Origin of the sequence: Streptomyces sp. KL116D (genome assembly GCF_030766975.1) — a bacterium.
Lineage (GTDB): Bacteria > Actinomycetota > Actinomycetes > Streptomycetales > Streptomycetaceae > Streptomyces > Streptomyces longispororuber_A.
Genome location: NZ_JASERH010000126.1, coordinates 136,046 through 156,131, shown reverse-complemented (window position 1 = coordinate 156,131; position 20,086 = coordinate 136,046). Strand labels below are relative to the sequence as shown.

Here is a 20,086-nt window from a genome sequence, read left to right as displayed (position 1 = left end):
CGGCGGCGCCCCCCGGAAGGCTCCGGCTACGCCACGTGCTCGTCCGCCGCGGACAGCGCCACGTCCAGGGCGGCGAGGCCCTCCTTGGCCTCCGCCTCCGTGATGTTCAGCGGCGGCACGACGTGCGTGCGGTTCATGTTGATGAAGGGCCACAGGCCGTTCTTCTTGGCGGCGGCGCCGAACGCGGCCATCGGCGCGTTCGCCTCGCCGGCCGCGTTGTACGGCACCAGCGGCTCGCGGGTCTCCCGGTCCCTGACCAGGTCGAGCGCCCAGAACATGCCGGTGCCGCGCACCTCGCCCACCGACGGGTGCCGCTCGGCGAGCTCCCGCAGCCCCGGCTCGATGACCTCGGCGCCGAGCTTCGCCGCGTGGGCGACGATGCCCTCCTCCTCCATCACGTTGATGGTGGCGACGGCGGCGGCGCAGGCCAGCGGGTGCCCCGAGTAGGTGAGACCGCCCGGGTAGGGGCGCTTGGCGAACGTCTCGGCGATGGCGCCGGAGATCGCCACGCCGCCCAGCGGGACGTACCCCGAGTTCACGCCCTTCGCGAAGGTCATCAGGTCCGGCGTGACGTCGTACAGGTCGGCGGCGAACCACTGGCCCGTACGGCCGAAGCCCGCCATGACCTCGTCGAGGACGAGGACGATGCCGTACGTGTCGCAGAGCGCGCGGACCCCCGCGAGGTAGCCGGGCGGCGGCGTCATGATGCCGGCGGTGCCCGGGATCGTCTCCAGGATGATCGCGGCGATGGTCGCCGGACCCTCGAACTGGATCGTCGTCTCCAGGTGCTCCAGCGCGCGCTCGCACTCCTGCGCCTCGGTCTCCGCGTAGAAGCGCGAGCGGTACAGGAACGGCGCCCAGAAGTGGACGACGCCCGCCGTGCCGCGGTCGCTGGCCCAGCGGCGCGGGTCACCGGTGACGTTGATCGCCTGCTCGGTGCCGCCGTGGTACGAGCGGTAGGTGGAGAGCACCTTCGGGCGGCCCGTGTGCAGGCGGGCCATCCGCAGGGCGTGCTCGACGGCGTCCGCGCCGCCGTTCGTGAAGAAGATCTTGTCGAGGTCGCCGGGGGTGCGCTCGGCGATGAGGCGTGCGGCCTCGGAGCGCGACTCGATGGCGAACGCGGGCGCGAAGGTCGTCATCTTCGCGGCCTGCTCCTGGATCGCCGCGACGACCTTCGGGTGCTGGTACCCGATGTTCGTGTAGACGAGCCCCGAGGTGAAGTCGAGGTAGCGGTTGCCGTCGTAGTCCCAGAAGTACGAGCCTTCGGCACCGGCGACGGCGAGCGGATCGATGAGCTCCTGTGCGGACCAGGAGTGGAACACGTGCTTGCGGTCCGCGGCCTTGACGGCGGCGCCGACCTGGGGATTCGGCTGAGGGGTCATGGGGCCGAGGGTAGATGTCCGGTCCGTGGACACACCATCGGCGTCCTGTCTGCGCGCGGGCGGCGAACACGACAGTCTGTCCAGGGATCCCAGGCGCCCCGAAAGCAGGCCCTGACGCCGGTCCGACCGCCGCTCCGAACGCCGGTCCGATCGTCCTGTGCCGCGCGCTGTGTCCCGTTACGGAACCGTAGAAGCCGCTCCTGTCCTCTATGTCGTATGCCCGCACTATTCTCAATTTGTTGCACACATACGGGGGAGGGTGGCGCGACATGGAGAGGCTCGAGTCACTGGTGTCGGGGGACCCGCAGCGCATCGGCGCGTACCGGCTGATCGGCCGGCTCGGCGCGGGCGGCATGGGGCAGGTGTACCTCGCGCGCTCGGAGCGCGGGCGGACCGTCGCCGTGAAGCTGGTGCGCCAGGAGCTCGCCGAGCAGGAGGAGTTCAGGCACAGGTTCCGGCAGGAGGTGCAGGCCGCGCGGCGGGTCGGCGGCGCGTGGACGGCGCCCGTCCTCGACGCGGACACCGACGCCGCGATCCCGTGGCTGGCGACCGGATACGTGGCGGGGCCCGCGCTCCAGCAGGTCGTCTCGCACGACTACGGCGCACTGCCCGAGCGGTCGGTGCGCATCCTCGCGGCCGGGCTCACGCACGCGCTCAAGGACATCCACGACGCCGGCATCGTCCACCGCGACCTCAAGCCGTCGAACGTGCTGGTCACCATCGACGGCCCGCGCGTCATCGACTTCGGCATCGCGCGGGCCCTGGAGACCGTCACCGACGGTGGTCTGACGCGGACGGGCGCGCTCGTCGGGTCGCCCGGGTTCATGGCGCCCGAGCAGGTGCGCGGCGACCGGATCACCCCGGCGTGCGACGTGTTCTGCCTGGGCTCGGTCCTCGCGTACGCGGCGACGGGCGCCCTGCCCTTCGGCACGTCGAACAGCGGCGTGCACGCGATGATGTTCCGCATCGCCCAGGAGGAGCCCGACCTGGCCGACCTCCCCGAGGGCCTGCAGGATCTCGTACGGGACTGTCTGCGCAAGCAGCCAGCGGACCGGCCCACGCTCGACGAGCTCCTGGAGCGGACCGGCGCCGAGGACACGCTGGGCGACGGGGGCCGCACCCGCGACCCCTGGCTGCCGGGCGCGCTCGTGGCCCAACTCGGGCGGCACGCCGTGCAGTTGCTGGACTCGGAGGACCCCGAGCAGGCGGCGTCAGGACCGCCGCCGGTGCCGCCGCCCCCGGCCGATCCGCCCGCCGAACCGCAGGCCGAGCCGGACGCTCCGCCGCCGCCCGGCAGGCCCGGCGCCGTCCAGCTGAACCACCTGCCCACGATGGTGGTCGGCCAGGACACCCCGACGCCCGCGCCCGCCCCGCCCGCGTACGGCCACCCGCACCAGCCGCAGCCCCAGCCGCCCGCGTACGGCTATCCGCCCGCGGCACAAGGGAGTTGGGGCCACACCCCGCCCTACGGACCAGGGGTCCTGCCCCTGGGCTCCCCGCAGCAGGAGCCGCCGCGGCGCGGCCGCTCCACGGCGGCGCTGCTCGCGGTCGCCCTGATCGTGGCGATCGGCGCGGGCGGCTCCGTGTACGCCCTGATGAAGGACGACGGCTCGTCGCCCACCGCGCAGGAGAACGAGCAGTCCCCCGCGTCCGCCTCCGCGCCCGCCTCGCCCGCCCCGTCCAGCCAGGGCCAGGATCCGTCCACGCCCGAGACGTCCAGCAGCCCCGCCGAGACGCCGCAGTCGGCCGCGGGCGAGATACCGGCGAAGTTCCTCGGCACGTGGTCGGGCGCGATCGACAACGCGACCGGGCACCATCCGCGGCAGATCACCATCCAGCAGGGCGAGCCGGGCGACACGGTCCTGTCGATGACGGCCGACGGCCCGCAGAAGGACGGGCAGCCCTACCACTGCCTGTTCGAGGGCGAGTTGACGTCGGCGACGGACTCCACGCTGCGGATCGGCGGCACCGACCCGGTGATCGCCGAGCCCGCCTCGGCCTGCACCCCCGGCAAGCCGAGCACGGTCACGATCCTGCCGTCGGGCCAGCTGCGCCGGGTCATGACGGGCCTGGACGGAAAGCAGCAGACCCTGACGTACGACCGGTCGGGCTGAGCCCGGCGACCACGGCAGCGCCATGGTGACCGGTACCGAGACCGTCCGGGGCGGTGAGTGCCTCTGGTCGCGGACCGGCGACCACCCGCGCTGACGCACCGGTGCCCCGGCCCGCCGAGGCGGGCCGGGGCACCGGGTGATCCGTTCGCTCCCTTACAGGAACGAGTTGACCTCGATCGTCTCGGTGCGGCCGGGGCCGACGCCGATCGCCGAGATCGGGGCGCCGGACATGTCCTCCAGCGCCTTCACGTACGCCTGCGCGTTCTTGGGGAGGTCCGCGAAGGTCTTGGCCTTCGTGATGTCCTCGGACCAGCCCGGCAGCATCTCGTAGACCGGCTTCGCGTGGTGGAAGTCGGACTGCGAGTAGGGCAGCTCCTCGACGCGCTTGCCGTCGATCTCGTAGGCCACGCAGACCGGGATCTGCTCCCAGCCGGTGAGGACGTCGAGCTTGGTGAGGAAGAAGTCCGTCAGGCCGTTCACGCGGGTCGCGTAGCGGGCGATGACGGCGTCGAACCAGCCGCAGCGGCGGTCACGGCCGGTGGTGACACCGCGCTCGCCGCCGATGCGGCGCAGCGCCTCGCCGTCCTCGTCGAACAGCTCCGTCGGGAACGGGCCCGCGCCGACACGCGTGGTGTAGGCCTTGAGGATGCCGATGACGCGGCTGATCTTCGTCGGACCGACGCCGGCCCCGGTGCAGGCGCCGCCCGCGGTCGGGTTCGACGAGGTGACGAAGGGGTACGTGCCGTGGTCGATGTCGAGGAGCGTGCCCTGGCCGCCCTCGAACAGCACGACCTTGTCCTCGTCGAGCGCGTTGTTCAGGATCAGGGTCGTGTCGGCGACGTAGCCCTTGATCTGGTCCGCGTAGCCGAGGAGCTCCTCGACGACCCGCTCCGCCTCGATGGCGCGGCGGTTGAAGACCTTGGTGAGCAGCTGGTTCTTGCCCTCGAGAGCCGCCTCGACCTTCTGGGTGAGGATCGACTCGTCGTAGAGGTCCTGGACGCGGATGCCGACCCGGTTGATCTTGTCCGCGTACGTCGGGCCGATGCCGCGGCCCGTGGTGCCGATCTTGCGCTTGCCGAGGAAGCGCTCGGTCACCTTGTCCACCGTCACGTTGTACGGCGTGATGATGTGGGCGTTGCCGCTGAGCAGGAGCTTGGACGTGTCGACGCCGCGCTCGTTCAGACCGCTCAGCTCGGAGAGCAGGACCGACGGGTCGACGACGACACCGTTTCCGATGACTGGCGTGCACTCCGGGGAGAGGATTCCGGAAGGGAGGAGATGCAGCGCGTACTTCTGGTCGCCTACGACGACCGTGTGACCGGCGTTGTTGCCGCCCTGGTAGCGCACCACATAGTCCACGGATCCACCGAGCAGGTCGGTGGCCTTTCCCTTGCCTTCGTCACCCCACTGAGCACCGAGCAGCACAAGTGCGGGCACAGGCGTACACCCCTTCCGGGCGGGGCATGTCCAAGGTCAAGGGGCCGGCGCCGCGTCGGTGCGGCGGGCCTTCGTGAGCCTTGGGGTGCCCCGGAATAGACCAAGCCCCTGGCGCAATAGCGCAAGGGGCTCTTGCACAAAGATGCTACCCGAGGAAGCGAGGCAGGGCCGAGGTGGCGGCTTTGGATCATGAGAGCCATCCGTCCGACCGTGGCGGTGAGGTCCCGCTGTCCCGGCAGTTGCTGGTGATCGTCGACCCCCTCGCGCGGCGCGCGGACGGGGAGTCGGTCCGCATCGCCAAGGACGTGCTGTGCGCGGGCGCCACCGCCAAGGTGTGTCTGCCCGAGGGGCCGGAGGAATTCGCGAAAGCGCTGGCCAAGCGGGGTGCGCGGCGGCCCGTGGTGGTCGGTGACGACCGGGCGCTGCTGCGTGCGGTGTCCCTGCTGCACCGGGAGCGGGAGCTGTCGGGGGCGGTGTTCTCCATGGTGCCGGTGGGGGCGGCCGTCTCGCTGGCGCGCTCGCTGGGGGTGCCGACGGGCACGGTGGCCGCGGCACGCGTGGCGCTGGACGGCCGGGAGCGGCGGCTCGATCTGCTGGTGGACGACAGCGACGGGGTGGTGCTCGGGGACCTGCGCATCCCGCCGGTGGCGGAGCCGGGGACCGGGGGCCGGCCCTGGCTGCGGACGTGCAGGTCGCTGGTGCGCACCCTCGCGGCGCGTCCGGTGCGGCCCGCGGCGCCGGACTCCGGTGGCCCCGCGCGGCTGCGGGTCGAGGCGGACGGGGTGACGCTCGTCGACCTCGACCAGCCGGTGGAGGGGGTCTCGGTGGGGCCCGCCACCGGCACCGGTCTGGCCCGGGTGGAGGTGCGGCCCGTGGCGGTGGACGCGGCGGCCCCGCCGCTGACCGCCCGGGCGCGGACGATCACCGTGACCGGCGCCGACTTCCGCTACCGGGCGGACTCGGTGACGATCGGCGGCCCGGTGCGCAGACGCACGTGGACGGTGCGCACCGGGGCGTGGGGGCTGGCGCTCCCCTGAGGACGTACTCGGCCTTGCGCTCGGTGCGGCGAGAGCACGCACCAGGCGTCGCGGGGCAGGAGGATCCGGGGGACAGGCTCTAGATGCGGCGGCGCATCGCCGTCACCGTGAGGGTGCCGAGGGCCACGGCGAGGGCTCCCGCGCAGGCCACCCAGAGCGCGGTGGTGGAGCCGCCGGTGTCGGCCAGGTGGTCGCCGGGCGGCCCGGGCGGAACGGAGGGGCCGCCGCTCGGGCCCGGGGTGGGCGCCGTGGGAGTGGGCGTGGCCGGGGACGTGGCGGTCGGGGTGGGCGTGGGGGTCGCCGTCGTCGTGGGGGGCGGGGACGTCGGCGGTTCGGTCGCGAACGCGTTGGTGATCTCGACGGTGGCCGACTCCCCGGCCCGGACCGGGAACGGATCACCGAGGGTGATCGTCGTCGGTGGGCCGCCGTCCACGGACAGGGTCGCCGTCGTCGTCACGTCGACCCCGTCGCCCGCGCCGGTCTCCGGCTCGGTGAGCGTGCACGTGGTGTCGGTGGCGAAGGTGCGCCGGGGGAGCTGCGCGGACGTCGTGCCCGAGGCCACGGCCAGCGTGTCGATGGTGCCGTCGGCGCAGGTCAGGGTCAGCTCGGCGCCGTCGGGGCGCAGCCCGGTGTCGCCGGTGGTGTGCTTGGTGACGTCGAGGGTGCCGACGGGGACGAAGCGGTTGGTGAAGCGGCAGGTGGGGCGGGGCTGGTCGGCGGTCAGGGTGAGCGTCGCGGTCGCGCTGTCGGTGTCGACGCGGGCGTCCGTCTCACCGCAGTCCACACCGGTCAGCTCCCAGTGCCCGCCCGCGGTGGGCGGCGGCATGAACTCCTGGATCTGGTACTGGAGTTGGGGGTCCACGGTGAGCTCGTCGGCGGCCGGGGCCGTGGGGTCGTCCTCGGGGTGCGCGGTGACCGGGTCGCCCTCGACGACGGTGGTGGCGGTGGACCGGTCGGTGCGCGCCACGGCGGTGCTGCGGCCGCGCGGGTGCGAGGTGACGTTGTAGGAGAAGGTTCCGGTGCCGCCCTCGGTGACCTTCTCGATGTTGATGGCGCCGCCGGGCGTGAATCTGTTGGTGAGCAGGCAGCGCGCGTCGTCCACGGAGGCCACGTCGTAGGCGGCGTGCCAACTGCCGTTCGGGTTCTGCTCGTCGGGGGCCTCCTGCGTGATCGGCACGTCGGTGCCGTTGCAGTTCGCGCCGACCAGCTCCCAGGTGCCGGTGCCGTCCGGCGCCGGGATGCTCTCGGAGATCTCGTAGCGGCCGGGGGTCGCGCCGTCGGGGGCCTCGGCGACGGTGACCGGGACGCCCTCGCGTTCGGTGGTGACCGGCGAGACGTTCACCGGCGGGGAGGCCGATGGCGGCTGCAGGTCGATGTCGAAGGTGCCGGTGCCGCCGACGGACTCCTTCTCCAGGAGCGCCTGCCCGGAGGCACGGGTGTTGGTGTACGTGCAGGTCACGGTGTCACCGGCGGCCAGTACGACACTGACGGCGCCGGCCGAGTCCCGGACGACCTCACTGGTGCCCTCACCGCCGTCGGCCGCGACGATGGTGCAGTCCGGCATCGTCGGCGGGGACCAGCCGCTGCCGGCCGGGATCTCTTCCTTGAACGTCCACGGGGTGCTGCCCGCCGCCCGCACGAACGTCATCGAATCCTGCTTCTGCGCCGAGGCGGTGAGCACGAAGTCGTTGGTGCCGTCGCCGTTCGTGTCGCCGTAGGACACGTTGCCGTCGAAGCGGAAGTCGCCCTCGCCGGGGCTGTCGGGCGCGATCTCCTTGACGACCTTGATGGTGCCGGCGTCCGGTGGCGGGGTGATCGCGTAGTAGTAGCAGAAGACGTGCCGGGCGCCGGACGGGAAGGTCACGTACTCGACGTTGTCGCCGTTGACCGCGTCCTGGGCGCAGCGCAGCGCGGCGAACCCGTACTGCTCCTGCACGCCGTTCAGCGTCGCGGACTTGGTGCCGCCCTGCACCACGAGGCCCGAAGAGGCGCTGATCTCGGCCGAGTTGAGCGGCACGGTGACCGCGCCCTCCAGCTGCCGCCCGGTCGGGTTGCCCTGGGCGTCGAGTTCCGGGGTGGACGCGCCGGTGGTGATGTTCTGCCGGATCGGGGTGGTCACCGTGGACAGGTTGAGCGTGGCGTCGGACTTGTTGCTGATGCCTCGGCCGGTGGAGAACGTCCAGCCGGGCAGCGCCTCGCACGGCGGCAGCGGGGTGCCGGCCGCCTCCTTGGCCGCGGAGACGGTCTCGTTGGAGGCGTAGTTGGAGTCGGGGCCGAGGTCGCGCAGCGACTCCTGGATGTTGTTGCGGGCCTTGTTGGCCATCACGTCGCTGTACTGCGGGCAGGAGCGGGCGACGAAGGTCACCGACAGCGGGTTCTGCGGGGCGGCAGCGGCGGCCGCCGCCCGTCCGCCGGGCCTGCCCGCCGTGCCGACGAGCACGGCGAGGACGGCCAGTGCGACGAGGGCCGGACCTCCCCACCGTGCGACCGGGGACCACCGTGGCCAGCGCATCTTCGATCCACCCACCCTCTGGGTTCCTACGATTTACCTACTCGGACGGCATGTCGGCGTAGGCAACCACGGTGGGTGGGGCGGGTGCGGGCGGTGCGGGGTGGGCTCGCCGTGCGGACCCCTGGATGGCGGACAGCGGGCCGCCGTCCGGGCGGTGCGTCAGGGCCGGGGCCAGGGCCGCCCGTCGAGGCGCTCGATCGCCCGGTTCAGACGCTGCAGGCTCGCCGCGAACTCGGTGACCTCCGCCTCCGTCCAGTCGTCGAGGAGGCCGTCCAGGATGCCGAGGTAGCGGGCCCGGTCGTCGTTCAGGGACTTCTCGCCCTCCCGCGTGATCCGGAACTTGCGGGCGATCCCGCCCTCGGGGTCCGGGATCCGCTCGACGACACCGGCCCGCATCATGGCGGCGGTCTGCCGGTTGAGCGTGGAGGCGTCGAGCCCGAACGCGTCACTGAGCTGCCCGATCGACATCGGGCCCTCCATCTGGATGCGGCTGAGCAGGATGTACGCGCTGCGGTCGAGGTGCCAGTCGGCGGTTCTGGCGCGCGAGCCGAAGAGATAGCCGTGCCGGCTCAGCAGCATGGTCTCGAACTCGACCTGCCGCGTGCCCCTGTCCTCGACGGCTTCGTCCGCCCCGACGGCCTCGACAGCCTCGGCGGCCTCGTCCACCTCGTACGCCTCGTCCACGTACGCCACCTCTCTCAGTCCAGGCCGAGCGTCTTGCGGTGCTCCCGCCAGCGGTCCATCATCCCGCCCAGCTCGCTCTGCACGAACTCGAAGAAGGCCAGCGTCTCGCCGACGCGGCGGCCGGCGGGGGTGTCGGCGCCCAGGCTCTCGACGCCCTCCCGCAGCGCGTCCTCCCAGTGCTTGAGAACGCTGTCGCGGCTGGTGAGCGCCTCGTACCACTGGTTGTCGTGCACCCGGAACAAATCGCGCCGCGTCCCGGGCTCGCGCTCGCGGCTGACCATGTGCTGCTGGGTCAGATAGCGCACCGCCCCGGAGACGGCCGCGGGGCTGACCTTCAGCTGCTCGCCGAGCTGGGCGGAGGTGAGCGCGCCCGAGTCGGAGGCGAGCAGGGCCGCGAAGATCCGTGCGGGCATCCGGGTCATGCCGGCCTCCACGAGCTGGCCGGCGAACCGCTCGACGAAGCGGGAGCGGGCGACCGCCGCCGCGTCGTCGTCCGCCGCTCGTGTGCGTCCTTCTTCCTGGCTCATGTCCCGATCATCTCCCCTTGCCCGGCCCGCCCGGCCTCGGTACAGAGTTTATACGCTTCCTTAACTTCACAAGTTTGTGAAAGAAGCGTACGTTCAGAAACATGACGAAGGCAATCACGGTCTCCGGACTGCACAAGTCGTTCGGCAGGACGCATGCGCTCGACGGTCTCGACCTGGACGTCGAGTCCGGTGAGGTGCACGGCTTCCTCGGCCCGAACGGCGCGGGGAAGTCCACCACCATCCGGGTGCTGCTCGGCCTGCTGCGCGCCGACTCCGGCGCCGTGCAGATGCTGGGCCGCGACCCCTGGACCGACGCGGTCGAACTGCACCGCAAGGTCGCCTACGTGCCCGGTGACGTGACCCTGTGGCGCAACCTCAGCGGCGGCGAGGTCATCGACCTGTACGGGCGGCTGCGCGGCGGGCTCGACAAGAAGCGCCGGGCCGACCTCCTGGAGCGGTTCGAGCTCGACCCGACCAAGAAGGGCCGCACGTACTCCAAGGGCAACCGGCAGAAGGTCGCGCTCGTCGCCGCCTTCGCCGCGTCCGACGTCGACCTGCTCATCCTCGACGAGCCCACCTCCGGGCTCGACCCGCTGATGGAGGAGGTCTTCCAGTCGTACGTCGAGGAGGCCGCGCGGGAGCGCGGGCAGACGGTGCTGCTGTCCTCGCACATCCTCAGCGAGGTCGAGGAGCTCTGCGACCGGGTCAGCATCATCCGCAAGGGCGCGACCGTCGAGACCGGTTCGCTGGCCCAGCTGCGGCACCTGACCAGGACCAGCATCACCGCCGAACTCGCCGGTGTCGCGCACGGCCTGGCCGAACTGCCCGGCGTGCACGACCTCGACGTCCAGGGACACCGGGTCAAGCTCCAGGTCGACACCGACAAGCTCGACGCGGTACTGCGCGCGCTGACCGCCTCGGGCGTGCGGTCGCTGACGTCGACGCCGCCCACCCTGGAGGAGCTGTTCCTGCGGCACTACCAGGACGACACGGCCGACACGGCAGACACGGACGGCACGAACGGCACGGGCGGCGCGGCCGCGCCGGAGTCGGCGGTGACCCGATGACCGCGCTCGGCTCCACGTACGCGCCCCGGGCCGGCGGCAGCCGCCAACTCGCCGGCACCGGCACCCTGTTGCGGCTGGCGCTGCGCCGCGACCGGGTGATGATGCCCGTCTGGATCGCCGTCATCGCCCTGATGGTGCTGTCCATGCCGGGCTCGCTGAAGAGCGTGTACGGCACGGCGGCCGAGCGCGCCGACGTCATGCACTCGATGAACACGAACAGTTCGATGCGCGCGATGTACGGGCCGGTCTTCGACGACTCGCTCGGCGCGCTGACGGCGTGGCGCATCGGGACGTTCGCGGCGGTGTTCGCCGCCGTGCTGAGCCTGCTGATCGTGGTCCGGCACACCCGGGACGAGGAGGAGAGCGGGCGCCAGGAGCTGGTGTCGTCGGCGATGGTGGGGCGGCGCGCGCCGCTGACCGCCGCGCTGCTCACGGCGCTGGTGGCGAACGGGGTGCTGGCGCTGCTGATCGCGGGCGGGCTCGCCGCCCAAGGGGGCGCCGGGGCGCTCGCGTTCGGGCTCGCGATCGGCGGGGCGGGCATGGTGTTCGCCACGATGGCGGCGATCGTCGCCCAGTTCACGGAGAGCGCCCGGCTGGCCCGCGGGCTGACGTCGGCGGTGCTCGGGATCGCGTTCGTGCTGCGGGCGGCCGGTGACTCGGGGAACGACGGCGGCTCCTCGCCGCTGACCTGGATCTCGCCCATCGGCTGGGTGGAGAACGTCCGGGCCTTCGCCGGTGAGCGGTGGTGGGTGCTGCTGCTGTTCGTCGCGGCCGTCGCGGCGCAGGGCGTGGTGGCCTACCAGCTGGCCGGGCGGCGCGACATCGGCATGAGCTTCCTGCCGAGCCGCCCGGGTCCTGCCGAGGGGCGACTGGGTTCGGCGGGCGCGCTGGCCTGGCGGCTGCAGCGGGGCAGCGTGCTCGGCTGGTCGATCGGCTTCCTCGCCGCCGGCGTCGTCTTCGGCGGCATGACCGAGGGCGCCGCCGACCTGGTCGGCGACAACCAGAACACCATCGACATCATCGAGCGGATGGGCGGCCAGTCCGGGATCACGAACGCCTTCCTCGCCACCATGGTCGGCATGCTCGGGATGGTCGCCGCGCTGTACGTCGTCCAGGCGGTGCTGCGCCTCCAGGGCGAGGAGACCTCGCAGCGGGCCGAGCCGGTGCTGGCGACCGCGGTGGGGCGGCTGACCTGGGCGGGCGGCCACCTGGTGATCGCGTTCGGGGGCGCCGCGCTGATCATGGTCCTCGGCGGACTCGGTCTCGCGCTCGGCTACGGCCACGACGCCGGCCCGATCCTCGGCGCCTGCCTGGTCCAGCTCCCCGCCGTGTGGACGCTGGGCGGCGTGGCCGTCCTGCTGCACGGGGTCGCGTCCCGGTGGGCCGTGGGCGCGTGGGGCGTCGCGGGCGCGGCGCTGCTGCTCGGCTGGATCGGGCCCGCGCTGAAGGTCCCGCAGTCCGTGATGGACCTGTCGCCGTTCGGGCACCTGCCGAAGCTGCCGGGCGGGGAGATGCAGTGGACGCCGGTGCTGGTCCTGACGGCGCTGGCCGCGGTGTTCGTGGGAGCGGGCCTCGCGGGGCTGCGGCGGCGGGACGTCACCGGCTGAGCCCCGCGACGTCACGGCTCGACCCGCAGCTCCTCGAGACCCCGGATCACGAAGTTCGGCTTGCGGGTGGGCTCCGCCGCAAGCCGCAGCGTCGGCGCCCGGGTGAGCAACGCCCGCATGGACGCCGCCAGTTCGATCCGGGCCAGCGGCGCGCCGATGCAGTAGTGGATGCCCGCGGAGAACGAGATGTGGGGGTTGTCCCGGCGGGTCAGGTCGAGGCCCGCCGGGTCCGCGAAGACCGCCGGGTCGTGGTTGGCCGAGCCGAACAGGAGGGCCACCTCCGAGCCGACCGGGATCGTGGTGCCCGCCACCTCGATCTCGTCGAGCACCCAGCGTTCGAAGAGCTGGAGCGGGGTGTCGTGGCGCATCAGCTCCTCGACCGCGGACGGGACCAGGGAGTGGTCCGCGCGCAGCGCCGCCAGCTGGTCCGGGTGGCGGAACAGCGCCCACCAGCCGTTGACCGTCGCGTTCACGGTGGCCTCGTGGCCCGCGTTGAGGAGCAGCACGCAGGTCGAGATCATCTCCTGCTCGGTGAGCCGGTCGCCCTCGTCGTGCGCCGCGATGAGGGCGGAGACCAGGTCGTCGCCCGGCCGGGCGCGCCGCTCGGCGATCAACTCCCGCAGGTAGTCGGTGAATTCGACCGACGCACGGACCGCCGCGCGCGCCGTCTCCTCCGGCGGATTCAGCTCGTACATGCCGCAGATCGCCGCCGACCACGGGCGCAGCGGCGCGCGGTCCGCCTCCGGGACGCCGAGCATCTCGGCGATGACCGCCACGGGCAACGGTTCGGCGACCCGGGCGAGCAGATCGCCGCCGCCGTCCGCGACGAGGCCGTCGACCAGTTCGCCCGCCAGCTTCTCGACGTACGGCTTGAGCCGCTCCACGGTGCGTGGCGTGAACGCCTTGGAGACCAGGCGCCGGATCCGGGTGTGGTCCGGCGGTTCGAGGTCGAGCATGCCCTGGTCGTTGAGGGTGTGGAACGGCTCGTGCTCGGGCGGCGGCGCCGTGCGCCCGAAGTCCTCGTGCGCGTAACGGTGTTGATAGGTGCGGCCGAGACGGCGGTCGCGCAGCAGCGCCGACACGTCGGCGTGGTGCGGGATCAGGTACTGGTTCGTCGGCTCGTAGTAGTGGACCCGGCCCGCCTCGCGCAGACCCGCGTACGCGGGGTACGGGTCGGCCAGGAAGGTCGGGGACCACGGGTCGAACGGCGCGTCGGTGGCTTCCATGCGGGGACGTTAGTCCTGGTCACCCCGGCGTGACCAGACGTGCCTCGTAGGCGAACACGGCGGCCTGCGTGCGGTCGCGCAGGCCGAGTTTGACCAGCACCCGGCTGACGTGGGTCTTGATCGTCGACTCGGCGACGACGAGCCGCTCGGCGATCTCCACGTTCGACAGGCCCTGCGCGATCAGCACGAGCACCTCCGTCTCGCGCTCGGTCAGCTCGCCGTACCCGCCGGCCCCCGCCGGGGACGCCGACCGGTACAGCTCCACCCCGGGCAGCTTCGGGACCTCCGCGAGCTTCGAGAACTCCGTGATCAGCCGGCGCGTCACGGACGGCGCGAGCAGCGCGTCGCCGCTCGCCACCACTCGTACGCCGTCGGCGAGCTGGCGGGCGGAGGCGTCCTTGAGGAGGAAGCCGGAGGCACCGGCCCGCAGCGCCTGGTACACGTACTCGTCCAGGTCGAACGTGGTCAGGACGAGGACCTTCGCGCCCTCGTCCACCGCGACGATCGCCCGGGTCGCCTCGATGCCGTTCAGCTCCGGCATGCGGATGTCCATCAGGACGACGTCGGGGCGGAGTTCACGGGTCTTGGCGATCGCCTCCAGACCGTTGACCGCCTCGCCGACGACCTCGATGTCGGGCATCGCGCCGAGCAGCACCGAGAAGCCCTCGCGGACCATCATCTGGTCGTCGGCGATCAGGACCTTGATCACGCGTCGTCCTCCGTCCCGGTGCCGCCGCCGGTAGCGGCGACCGGGATGAAGACGGCGACCTCGTAGCCGCCGTCCGGCGTCGCGCCCGCGGTCATCTCGCCGCCCAGCATCGATACCCGCTCCCGCATCCCCGTGAGGCCGTGCCCCGCGCCGGGGCTGGGCTTCACCAGGCCGGTGCCGGGCCCGTTGACGACGCGCAGGCCCAGGCCGCCGAGGACGTACGCCACCTCGACCACAGCATCGGCCCCCGGGGCGTGCCGCAGCGCGTTGCTGAGCGCCTCCTGCACGATCCGGTACGCCGACAGCTCGACGCCCTGCGGCAGTTCGCGGACCGCGCCGGTCACCGTCTTCGTGGCGGTCAGGCCGGTGTCCCGGACGTTCTCCAGGAGCCGGTCGAGGTCGGCGAGCGTGGGCTGCGGCGCGTCGGGCGCCTCGTAGTCCTCGGCCCGGACGACGCCCAGGACCCGGCGCAGTTCGGTGAGCGCCGCCACCGCGTTCTCCCGGATCGTGACGAAGGCCTGCTCCAGCTCGGGCGGCGGGTTCTCGACGCGGTAGGGCGCGGCCTCCGCCTGGATCGCCACGACCGACATGTGGTGCGCGACGACGTCGTGCAGTTCCCGCGCGATGTTCGTGCGCTCCTCCAGGAGCGTGCGCTTGTCCCGCTCCACGGCGGTGACCGTGCGCTCCTGGACGACCTGGCGCTGGGTGGTGCGGTTGATCTGGACGAGGGTGACGATCGCGACCGCGATGCCGGAGAACACCAGCATCGGGACGGTGACGCCGCCGTCGAGGCCGCCGAAGATCTGCCCGGCGAGCACCGAGTACAGCGCGGTCAGCGCCCACATCCAGCCCGCCGTGCGCGGCCGGGTGCGGGCCGCGACCACCATCATCACGACGGTGTGGCCGAGGATGCTGCCGCCCGACCAGGGGTAGAGGCCGTCGCCGGTCAGCCAGACCAGGACGGGGGCCGCCGCGAGCGACAGCCACCACGCGAGGACCGGCCGCAGCAGCGTCAGCGCCACCGGCACGGCCGCCATCAGGCCGGCCACGAGGGCGACGAACCCGTCGTCGAGGGCGCCGTAGCTCGCCATGCCCAGGATCAGCGTGAACGCGGCCAGGGTCAGCACGACGGCGTGCGGCAGGAGTTCCAGGTGCCTGCGTATCCGGGCGGGGAACAGCTGGGCCCACGGCCCGTCCGCGGCCGCCCTGGGCAGCGGGCGGTACGCCCGTACGTCCCGGAACAGGTCCTCGCGCAGGCCCTGCAGCGCCGACTGGGCGAGGCTGAACTCGGGGCTCCGGCCCCGGGGGGCCGCGGTGGGGGTCGTCTCGGTCATGCCCTTGACCGTACGGGTCCGGGGTGCCCGGGTCGTCCCCTGTGAGGTGGGTCCGCCGGGTCCGTCGTGAGTACTACGGCGGCCCGTTCCCCGGTCACGGCGCTCTGCCCGGACCCCGCTCCTCAGTCGCCGGAGGGGCCTGAGGAGCCCGGGCCGGAGCGGAGCCCGGCCGGACGAGACCCGACTCGTACGCGAAGACCGCCGCCTGCGTCCGGTCCCGCAGCCCCAGCTTCACCAGGATCCGGCCCACGTGCGTCTTCACCGTCTGCTCCGCCACCACCAGGCGTCCCGCTATCTCGGCGTTCGACAGGCCCCGCGCGATGTGGACCAGCACCTCCGTCTCCCGTCCGGTCAGCTCGGTCACCTTCGCCCCCGGCGGTCCTGCCGGTCGGCCGGGGGCGCCGTCCGCGAGCCGCGCGTACTCCGCGATGAGGCGGCGGGTGACCGTCGGGGCGAGCAGCGCCTCGCCGGACGCCACCACCCGCACCGCGTCGGCCAGCTGGTCCGCCGAGGCGTCCTTGAGCAGGAACCCGGAGGCGCCCGCGCGCAGCGCCTCGTACACGTACTCGTCCAGGTCGAACGTGGTCAGGACCAGGACCCGGGCCGCCGCGCCGGACGCGGTGAGCCGGCGGGTCGCCTCGATGCCGCTGAGCGCGGGCATGCGGATGTCCATCAGGACGACGTCGGGGGCGAGCCCGGCGACCTGCTCCAGCGCGTCGAGTCCGTCGACCGCCTGGCCGACCACCTCGATGTCGGGCTGGGTGTTCAGCAGCACGGTGAAGCCCTGGCGGACCATCACCTGGTCGTCGGCGATCAGCACCCGGATCGGCATCAGTCGTCTCCTGGGAGGTCGGCCCTGACGGGCAGGAAGGCGCGTATCTCGTAACCGCCGGTGTCCGGCACCGGACCCGCGTCCAGCGTGCCGCCGAGCATCGCGACGCGCTCCCGCATGCCGAGCAGCCCGTGGCCCGCGCCGGGCGAGACCGGCGCGGGCGCGGTGGGCGCCGTGTTCGTGACGCGGACCCGCAGCCCGTCCGGGACGTGGTCGACGCCCACCTCCACGGCCGAACCGGGCGCGTGCCGCAGCGCGTTGCTCAGCGCCTCCTGCACGATCCGGTACGCCGACAGCTCCACGCCCGGCGGCAGCGCCCGCCGCTCCCCCGTGACGAGGGAGGTGACGGTGAGCCCGGCGGACCGGGTGCCCGCGACGAGCGCGTCGAGCCGGTCGAGGGTGGGCTGGGGGCGCTGCGGGGCGGCGGCCGTGCCGGGGTCGGCGTCGGCCGGCTCCCACCGGTCGGCCGGCCCGGCGGGCTCCTCCTCGCGCAGGACGCCGAGGACGCGGCGCAGCTCGGTCAGCGCCTCCAGCGCGTTGTCCCGGATGCCCGCCAGGTTCTCCCGCAGCGCGTCCGGCGGGTCCTCGACCAGGTGCGGGGCGACCTGCGCCTGGATGGAGATGACGGACATGTGGTGGGCCACCACGTCGTGGAGCTCGCGGGCGATGCGGCTGCGCTCCTCCAGGACGGTCCGCCTGGCCCGCTCCTCGGCGGTGATCTCCTCCTGCGCGACGAGCTGCGTACGGGCCTCGCTGCGGCCGCGCAGGGCGATGCCGACGAGGCCGACGACGGCGAACCCGACCGCTCCCGTCGGGACGGTCGACGCGTACCGGGCGACGCCGCTGACCGTCTCCTGCATCAGCGATCCGGCGGCCGCGCTCAGCCCCGCCGCGACCACCACGGCCCGGGGCGGCGACCGCAGGGCGAACAGCAGCAGCACCGTGGAGTGCGCGACCATCGAGGGCCCGCCCCAGGGCCACTCGGTGGTGCCGGGCGCGGCCTGCGTCGCCAGCCAGGGCTTCGCGAGCTGCGCGATCAGCACCATGACGGCGAGCGACAGCCAGTACGCGGGCACCGGTCGCCACAGGGCGAGGAGCATCGCGGCGCCCTGGGCCAGGGCGAGCACCATCCCGAGGGGGACGCCCAGCTCGTAGCGGATGCCGATCTGGTCGACGTTCGACAGCGTCGCGCCGACCGTGACCACCGCGACCAGCACGTGCGGTGCCCGGCGCAGCCACCACGGCCGGGGCAGCGGCGGCAGCGGCATCGGGGCGAGCGTCCACAGGTCGTGCCGCAGGACCCGGCCGAGCAGCCGGAACACGGCGCCGAAGTCCTCGCCCTCACCCCGTCCCCCGGCCACGCGCTCCACCCTAGGGCCTGTCGTCAAACTCCCGTCTGCCCCGCGGGCGACGACGGGAGTTTGCCGACAGGCCCTAGGACGCCGCCCCTTCCGCCCTCTAGCCATGGCGCACCGGCCGGACCGTCCGGGGCCGGCCGGACGCCGCCACCCGGCTCCCGCCCCGGCGGGCCCGCCGCCCGCCCTGCTCGTACGTGCGGAACGCCGCCCAGCACACCCCGAGCGCGAGGACGAACACCGGCAGCCAGGCAGCCCGCGCCGCCACCCAGGTCAGGGAGTCGGGGGCCGTGTGCAGGCCGGGGAGCGGGCCCGCGGTCAGGCCGAGCGCGGTGACCGCCATCAGCGCCGTCTGGTGCCACAGGAAGACCGTCATCGCGGAGAGGTTGACCACGGCCACCGCAGCCCAGGCCGCCGGGCGCCGCATCCAGGCCGCCAGCCGGTCGCGGAGCAGCAGCGCGAGGCCGCACTGGGCGAGGCCGAAGGCGACGGCGGCGAGCGTCGGCGGGTTCAGGTTCGAGACGGGGGCGCCGGGCACGCCGACCATCGACGCCGGGTAGCCGGCGCCGGCCACGAGCACGGCCGCCGCGAGGGCCCCGCCGGCCAGCAGGACGCGGGCCGAGCGCCGGGTCAGCTCGCCGCGCGCCCAGGCGGCGCCCAGCGTGTACGGGACGAGCCAGCCCGCCGCCACGTTCACCCAGCCCGTCCACGCCGGGCCGTCGCACCCGAACCGCACGAGGTCGACGTGGAGGACGACGGCCAGCGGCCACAGCGGGTTCAGCCGGGCCACCAGCGGGGTCGCCGCGGTCAGGGCCGCGAAGACCAGCAGGAACCAGAGCGGGGAGAGCGCCAGCTTGGTCAGGGTGTGCACGGTGGTGAAGGGGACGCCGGCGAGGAGCATCCCGGCGGCCGCCGCCGTCCACAGCGCGAGCACCGCGGCGACCGGCCGGAAGAGCCGGCCGAGCCGGGCCCGCAGCCACCGCCCGTACGTCTCGCCGCGATCCCGCGCCGCCCCGTACGACACCGTCGCCACCTGCCCGCCGACCAGGAAGAACACGGCGAGCGTCTGGAAGAGCCAGGAGATGGGGGCGAGCCACGGCAGGTCTCTGAGGGGGCTGGCCGTGCGCAGGGCACCGTCGCCGCCGGGCACCAGGGCCGTGACGAACCAGTGGCCGAGGACGACGCCGAGGATCGCGAGGGCGCGCAGCGCGTCGACCGCGCGGTCCCGGTGGGCGGGCGTCGCCGCGTCGACCCGGCGGACGAACGACCGCGCCCTGAGCGTGAGTTCAGACATGGGTGACCTCCGCGTCCTGGCCCAGGACGATCCGGGTGATGTTGGCGAGGGAAGGGGAGCCGGACCTGAAGTAGTCGCTGTGGCCGCCGCCGCCCGCGGCGAAGACCCGCGCGCCGAAGGAGCCGGAGACCGGGTCGGTGCCGAAGCCGACCGTGGTGCCGAGGACGTCCGCCTTCGTGTGCGGCACGCCGGCGATCCAGTCGTCGGCGCCGCGCGCCGCCCACACCGTGGCCCGGGTGCCGAGCGCGGCGGCGGTGTCGGCGCCGGTGCCGGGGCTGCCGAGGAGCACCAGGTCGCAGACGGCCGCGCGCCCGGTGAGGCCGGGTGCGGCACGGGCGCACACCACCGACCCGTACGAGTGACAGAGCAGCGTCACCGAGGATCCGGGGGCCACCGTCCGCAGCGCCCTGACGAACGCGGTCAGCGCGGGCGCGGCGGCCTCGGCGCGGCCCGTCGTGGTGACGGCCGGGCCGATCGTGGTCGGCGTCCCGTACCCGAGCCAGGCCACCACGGCGGCGCGGGCGCCGAGCCGGTCGTGCAGGGCGAGGGCGCCCGCGCGGAACCGGCCGTACGTGTCGAGGGAGGTGTCGGAGCCGGGCACGAGGACGGCGATCCGGTCCGCGTGCGCCAGGTCGCCGAGGACCTCGGCGGCCCGGCCCGCGCCGCGCGCGTCGAACGTCAGGAACGTGCGGTCCCGCGCGGCGATCGCCCGCAGCGCGCGGGCCCGGCCGAGGAATCCGGCCGCGTCCGCCATGTCCGCGGCCCGGGCCGCCGTCGCCCGGTTCCGCTCGTAGGCCCGCTCCAGCGTGGCCGCCGTGACCGTACCGAGCCGGGCCGGTGCGGGGGCCGGGACGTCGGGGTGGGCGGCGGCGGAGACGGGCACCACCACCGCGCCCGTCACGAACAGCGCGAGCAGTGCCCGGCGCACGCGTCCCGGCCAGTTCCCCATGAGCCCTCCCCGTCCAGTCG

Annotated in this window: 16 protein-coding genes; 4 read left to right on the top strand and 12 right to left on the bottom strand. The window is 73.5% G+C overall.

The features are described 5' to 3' along the window. Window positions 1-26 precede the first annotated feature (26 nt). Window positions 27-1,382 carry an aspartate aminotransferase family protein gene (locus RBJ77_RS46770; RefSeq protein ID WP_372350540.1) on the bottom strand — a complete coding sequence of 452 codons (1,356 nt, stop codon included), beginning with the start codon at window positions 1,380-1,382 and terminating at the stop codon, window positions 27-29. A gap of 269 nt (window positions 1,383-1,651) precedes the next feature. On the opposite strand from RBJ77_RS46770, the gene RBJ77_RS46765 reads away from it, so the two are divergent. After that, window positions 1,652-3,496 (top strand): serine/threonine-protein kinase, encoded by a 1,845-nt coding sequence (locus tag RBJ77_RS46765; protein ID WP_372350539.1) that lies wholly within the window; start codon window positions 1,652-1,654, stop codon window positions 3,494-3,496. 153 nt (window positions 3,497-3,649) lie between these two features. On the opposite strand, the gene RBJ77_RS46760 is transcribed toward RBJ77_RS46765, so the two are convergent. Continuing rightward, window positions 3,650-4,933, bottom strand: coding sequence for an adenylosuccinate synthase (locus RBJ77_RS46760; protein ID WP_255982442.1), 1,284 nt, complete (start codon window positions 4,931-4,933; stop codon window positions 3,650-3,652). A gap of 182 nt (window positions 4,934-5,115) precedes the next feature. Here RBJ77_RS46760 and RBJ77_RS46755 point away from each other — a divergent pair, with 182 nt between their 5' ends. Continuing rightward, the gene (locus RBJ77_RS46755) at window positions 5,116-5,970 is read left to right on the top strand and encodes a diacylglycerol kinase (RefSeq protein ID WP_372350538.1); all 855 of its coding nucleotides are present in this window, start codon (window positions 5,116-5,118) and stop codon (window positions 5,968-5,970) included. A 79-nt stretch (window positions 5,971-6,049) separates the two neighbouring features. Here RBJ77_RS46755 and RBJ77_RS46750 read toward each other — a convergent pair whose 3' ends face one another. The 3 genes from RBJ77_RS46750 to RBJ77_RS46740 form a co-directional block, all read right to left on the bottom strand. Beyond that, window positions 6,050-8,482 carry a hypothetical protein gene (locus RBJ77_RS46750; RefSeq protein ID WP_372350537.1) on the bottom strand — a complete coding sequence of 811 codons (2,433 nt, stop codon included), beginning with the start codon at window positions 8,480-8,482 and terminating at the stop codon, window positions 6,050-6,052. 159 nt (window positions 8,483-8,641) lie between these two features. Next, on the bottom strand, window positions 8,642-9,061 hold the full coding sequence (locus RBJ77_RS46745) for a MarR family winged helix-turn-helix transcriptional regulator (RefSeq protein WP_255979582.1): 420 nt from the start codon (window positions 9,059-9,061) through the stop codon (window positions 8,642-8,644). A gap of 119 nt (window positions 9,062-9,180) precedes the next feature. Beyond that, entirely contained in the window at window positions 9,181-9,693 is a 513-nt protein-coding gene (locus tag RBJ77_RS46740) for a GbsR/MarR family transcriptional regulator (RefSeq protein WP_255979544.1), read from the bottom strand. 101 nt (window positions 9,694-9,794) lie between these two features. On the opposite strand from RBJ77_RS46740, the gene RBJ77_RS46735 reads away from it, so the two are divergent. Beyond that, a complete protein-coding gene (locus tag RBJ77_RS46735; RefSeq protein WP_372350536.1) occupies window positions 9,795-10,760 on the top strand; it encodes an ATP-binding cassette domain-containing protein in 966 nt (321 codons plus the stop codon). After that, the gene (locus RBJ77_RS46730) at window positions 10,757-12,367 is read left to right on the top strand and encodes an ABC transporter permease (RefSeq protein ID WP_372350535.1); all 1,611 of its coding nucleotides are present in this window, start codon (window positions 10,757-10,759) and stop codon (window positions 12,365-12,367) included. The genes RBJ77_RS46735 and RBJ77_RS46730 overlap by 4 nt, the downstream gene beginning before the upstream one ends. An 11-nt stretch (window positions 12,368-12,378) precedes the next feature. On the opposite strand, the gene RBJ77_RS46725 is transcribed toward RBJ77_RS46730, so the two are convergent. The 7 genes from RBJ77_RS46725 to RBJ77_RS46695 all read right to left on the bottom strand — a co-directional run bounded on the left by RBJ77_RS46725 (window position 12,379) and on the right by RBJ77_RS46695 (window position 20,066). Further along, the gene (locus RBJ77_RS46725) at window positions 12,379-13,593 is read right to left on the bottom strand and encodes a cytochrome P450 (protein ID WP_372350534.1); all 1,215 of its coding nucleotides are present in this window, start codon (window positions 13,591-13,593) and stop codon (window positions 12,379-12,381) included. 19 nt (window positions 13,594-13,612) lie between these two features. After that, window positions 13,613-14,302 carry a response regulator gene (locus RBJ77_RS46720; protein WP_372350533.1) on the bottom strand — a complete coding sequence of 230 codons (690 nt, stop codon included), beginning with the start codon at window positions 14,300-14,302 and terminating at the stop codon, window positions 13,613-13,615. Then, a complete protein-coding gene (locus RBJ77_RS46715; RefSeq protein ID WP_372350532.1) occupies window positions 14,299-15,636 on the bottom strand; it encodes a sensor histidine kinase in 1,338 nt (445 codons plus the stop codon). The genes RBJ77_RS46720 and RBJ77_RS46715 overlap by 4 nt, the downstream gene beginning before the upstream one ends. A 94-nt stretch (window positions 15,637-15,730) precedes the next feature. Next, window positions 15,731-16,468, bottom strand: a complete 738-nt coding sequence (locus RBJ77_RS46710; RefSeq protein ID WP_372350531.1) for a response regulator — start codon at window positions 16,466-16,468, stop codon at window positions 15,731-15,733. Then, window positions 16,468-17,829, bottom strand: a complete 1,362-nt coding sequence (locus RBJ77_RS46705; RefSeq protein WP_372350530.1) for a sensor histidine kinase — start codon at window positions 17,827-17,829, stop codon at window positions 16,468-16,470. The genes RBJ77_RS46710 and RBJ77_RS46705 overlap by 1 nt, the downstream gene beginning before the upstream one ends. 97 nt (window positions 17,830-17,926) lie before the next feature. Then, window positions 17,927-19,117 carry an acyltransferase gene (locus RBJ77_RS46700; protein WP_372350529.1) on the bottom strand — a complete coding sequence of 397 codons (1,191 nt, stop codon included), beginning with the start codon at window positions 19,115-19,117 and terminating at the stop codon, window positions 17,927-17,929. After that, complete coding sequence (locus RBJ77_RS46695) at window positions 19,110-20,066, bottom strand: alpha/beta hydrolase (protein ID WP_372350528.1); 957 nt, start codon at window positions 20,064-20,066, stop codon at window positions 19,110-19,112. The genes RBJ77_RS46700 and RBJ77_RS46695 overlap by 8 nt, the downstream gene beginning before the upstream one ends. Window positions 20,067-20,086: the final 20 nt, after the last annotated feature.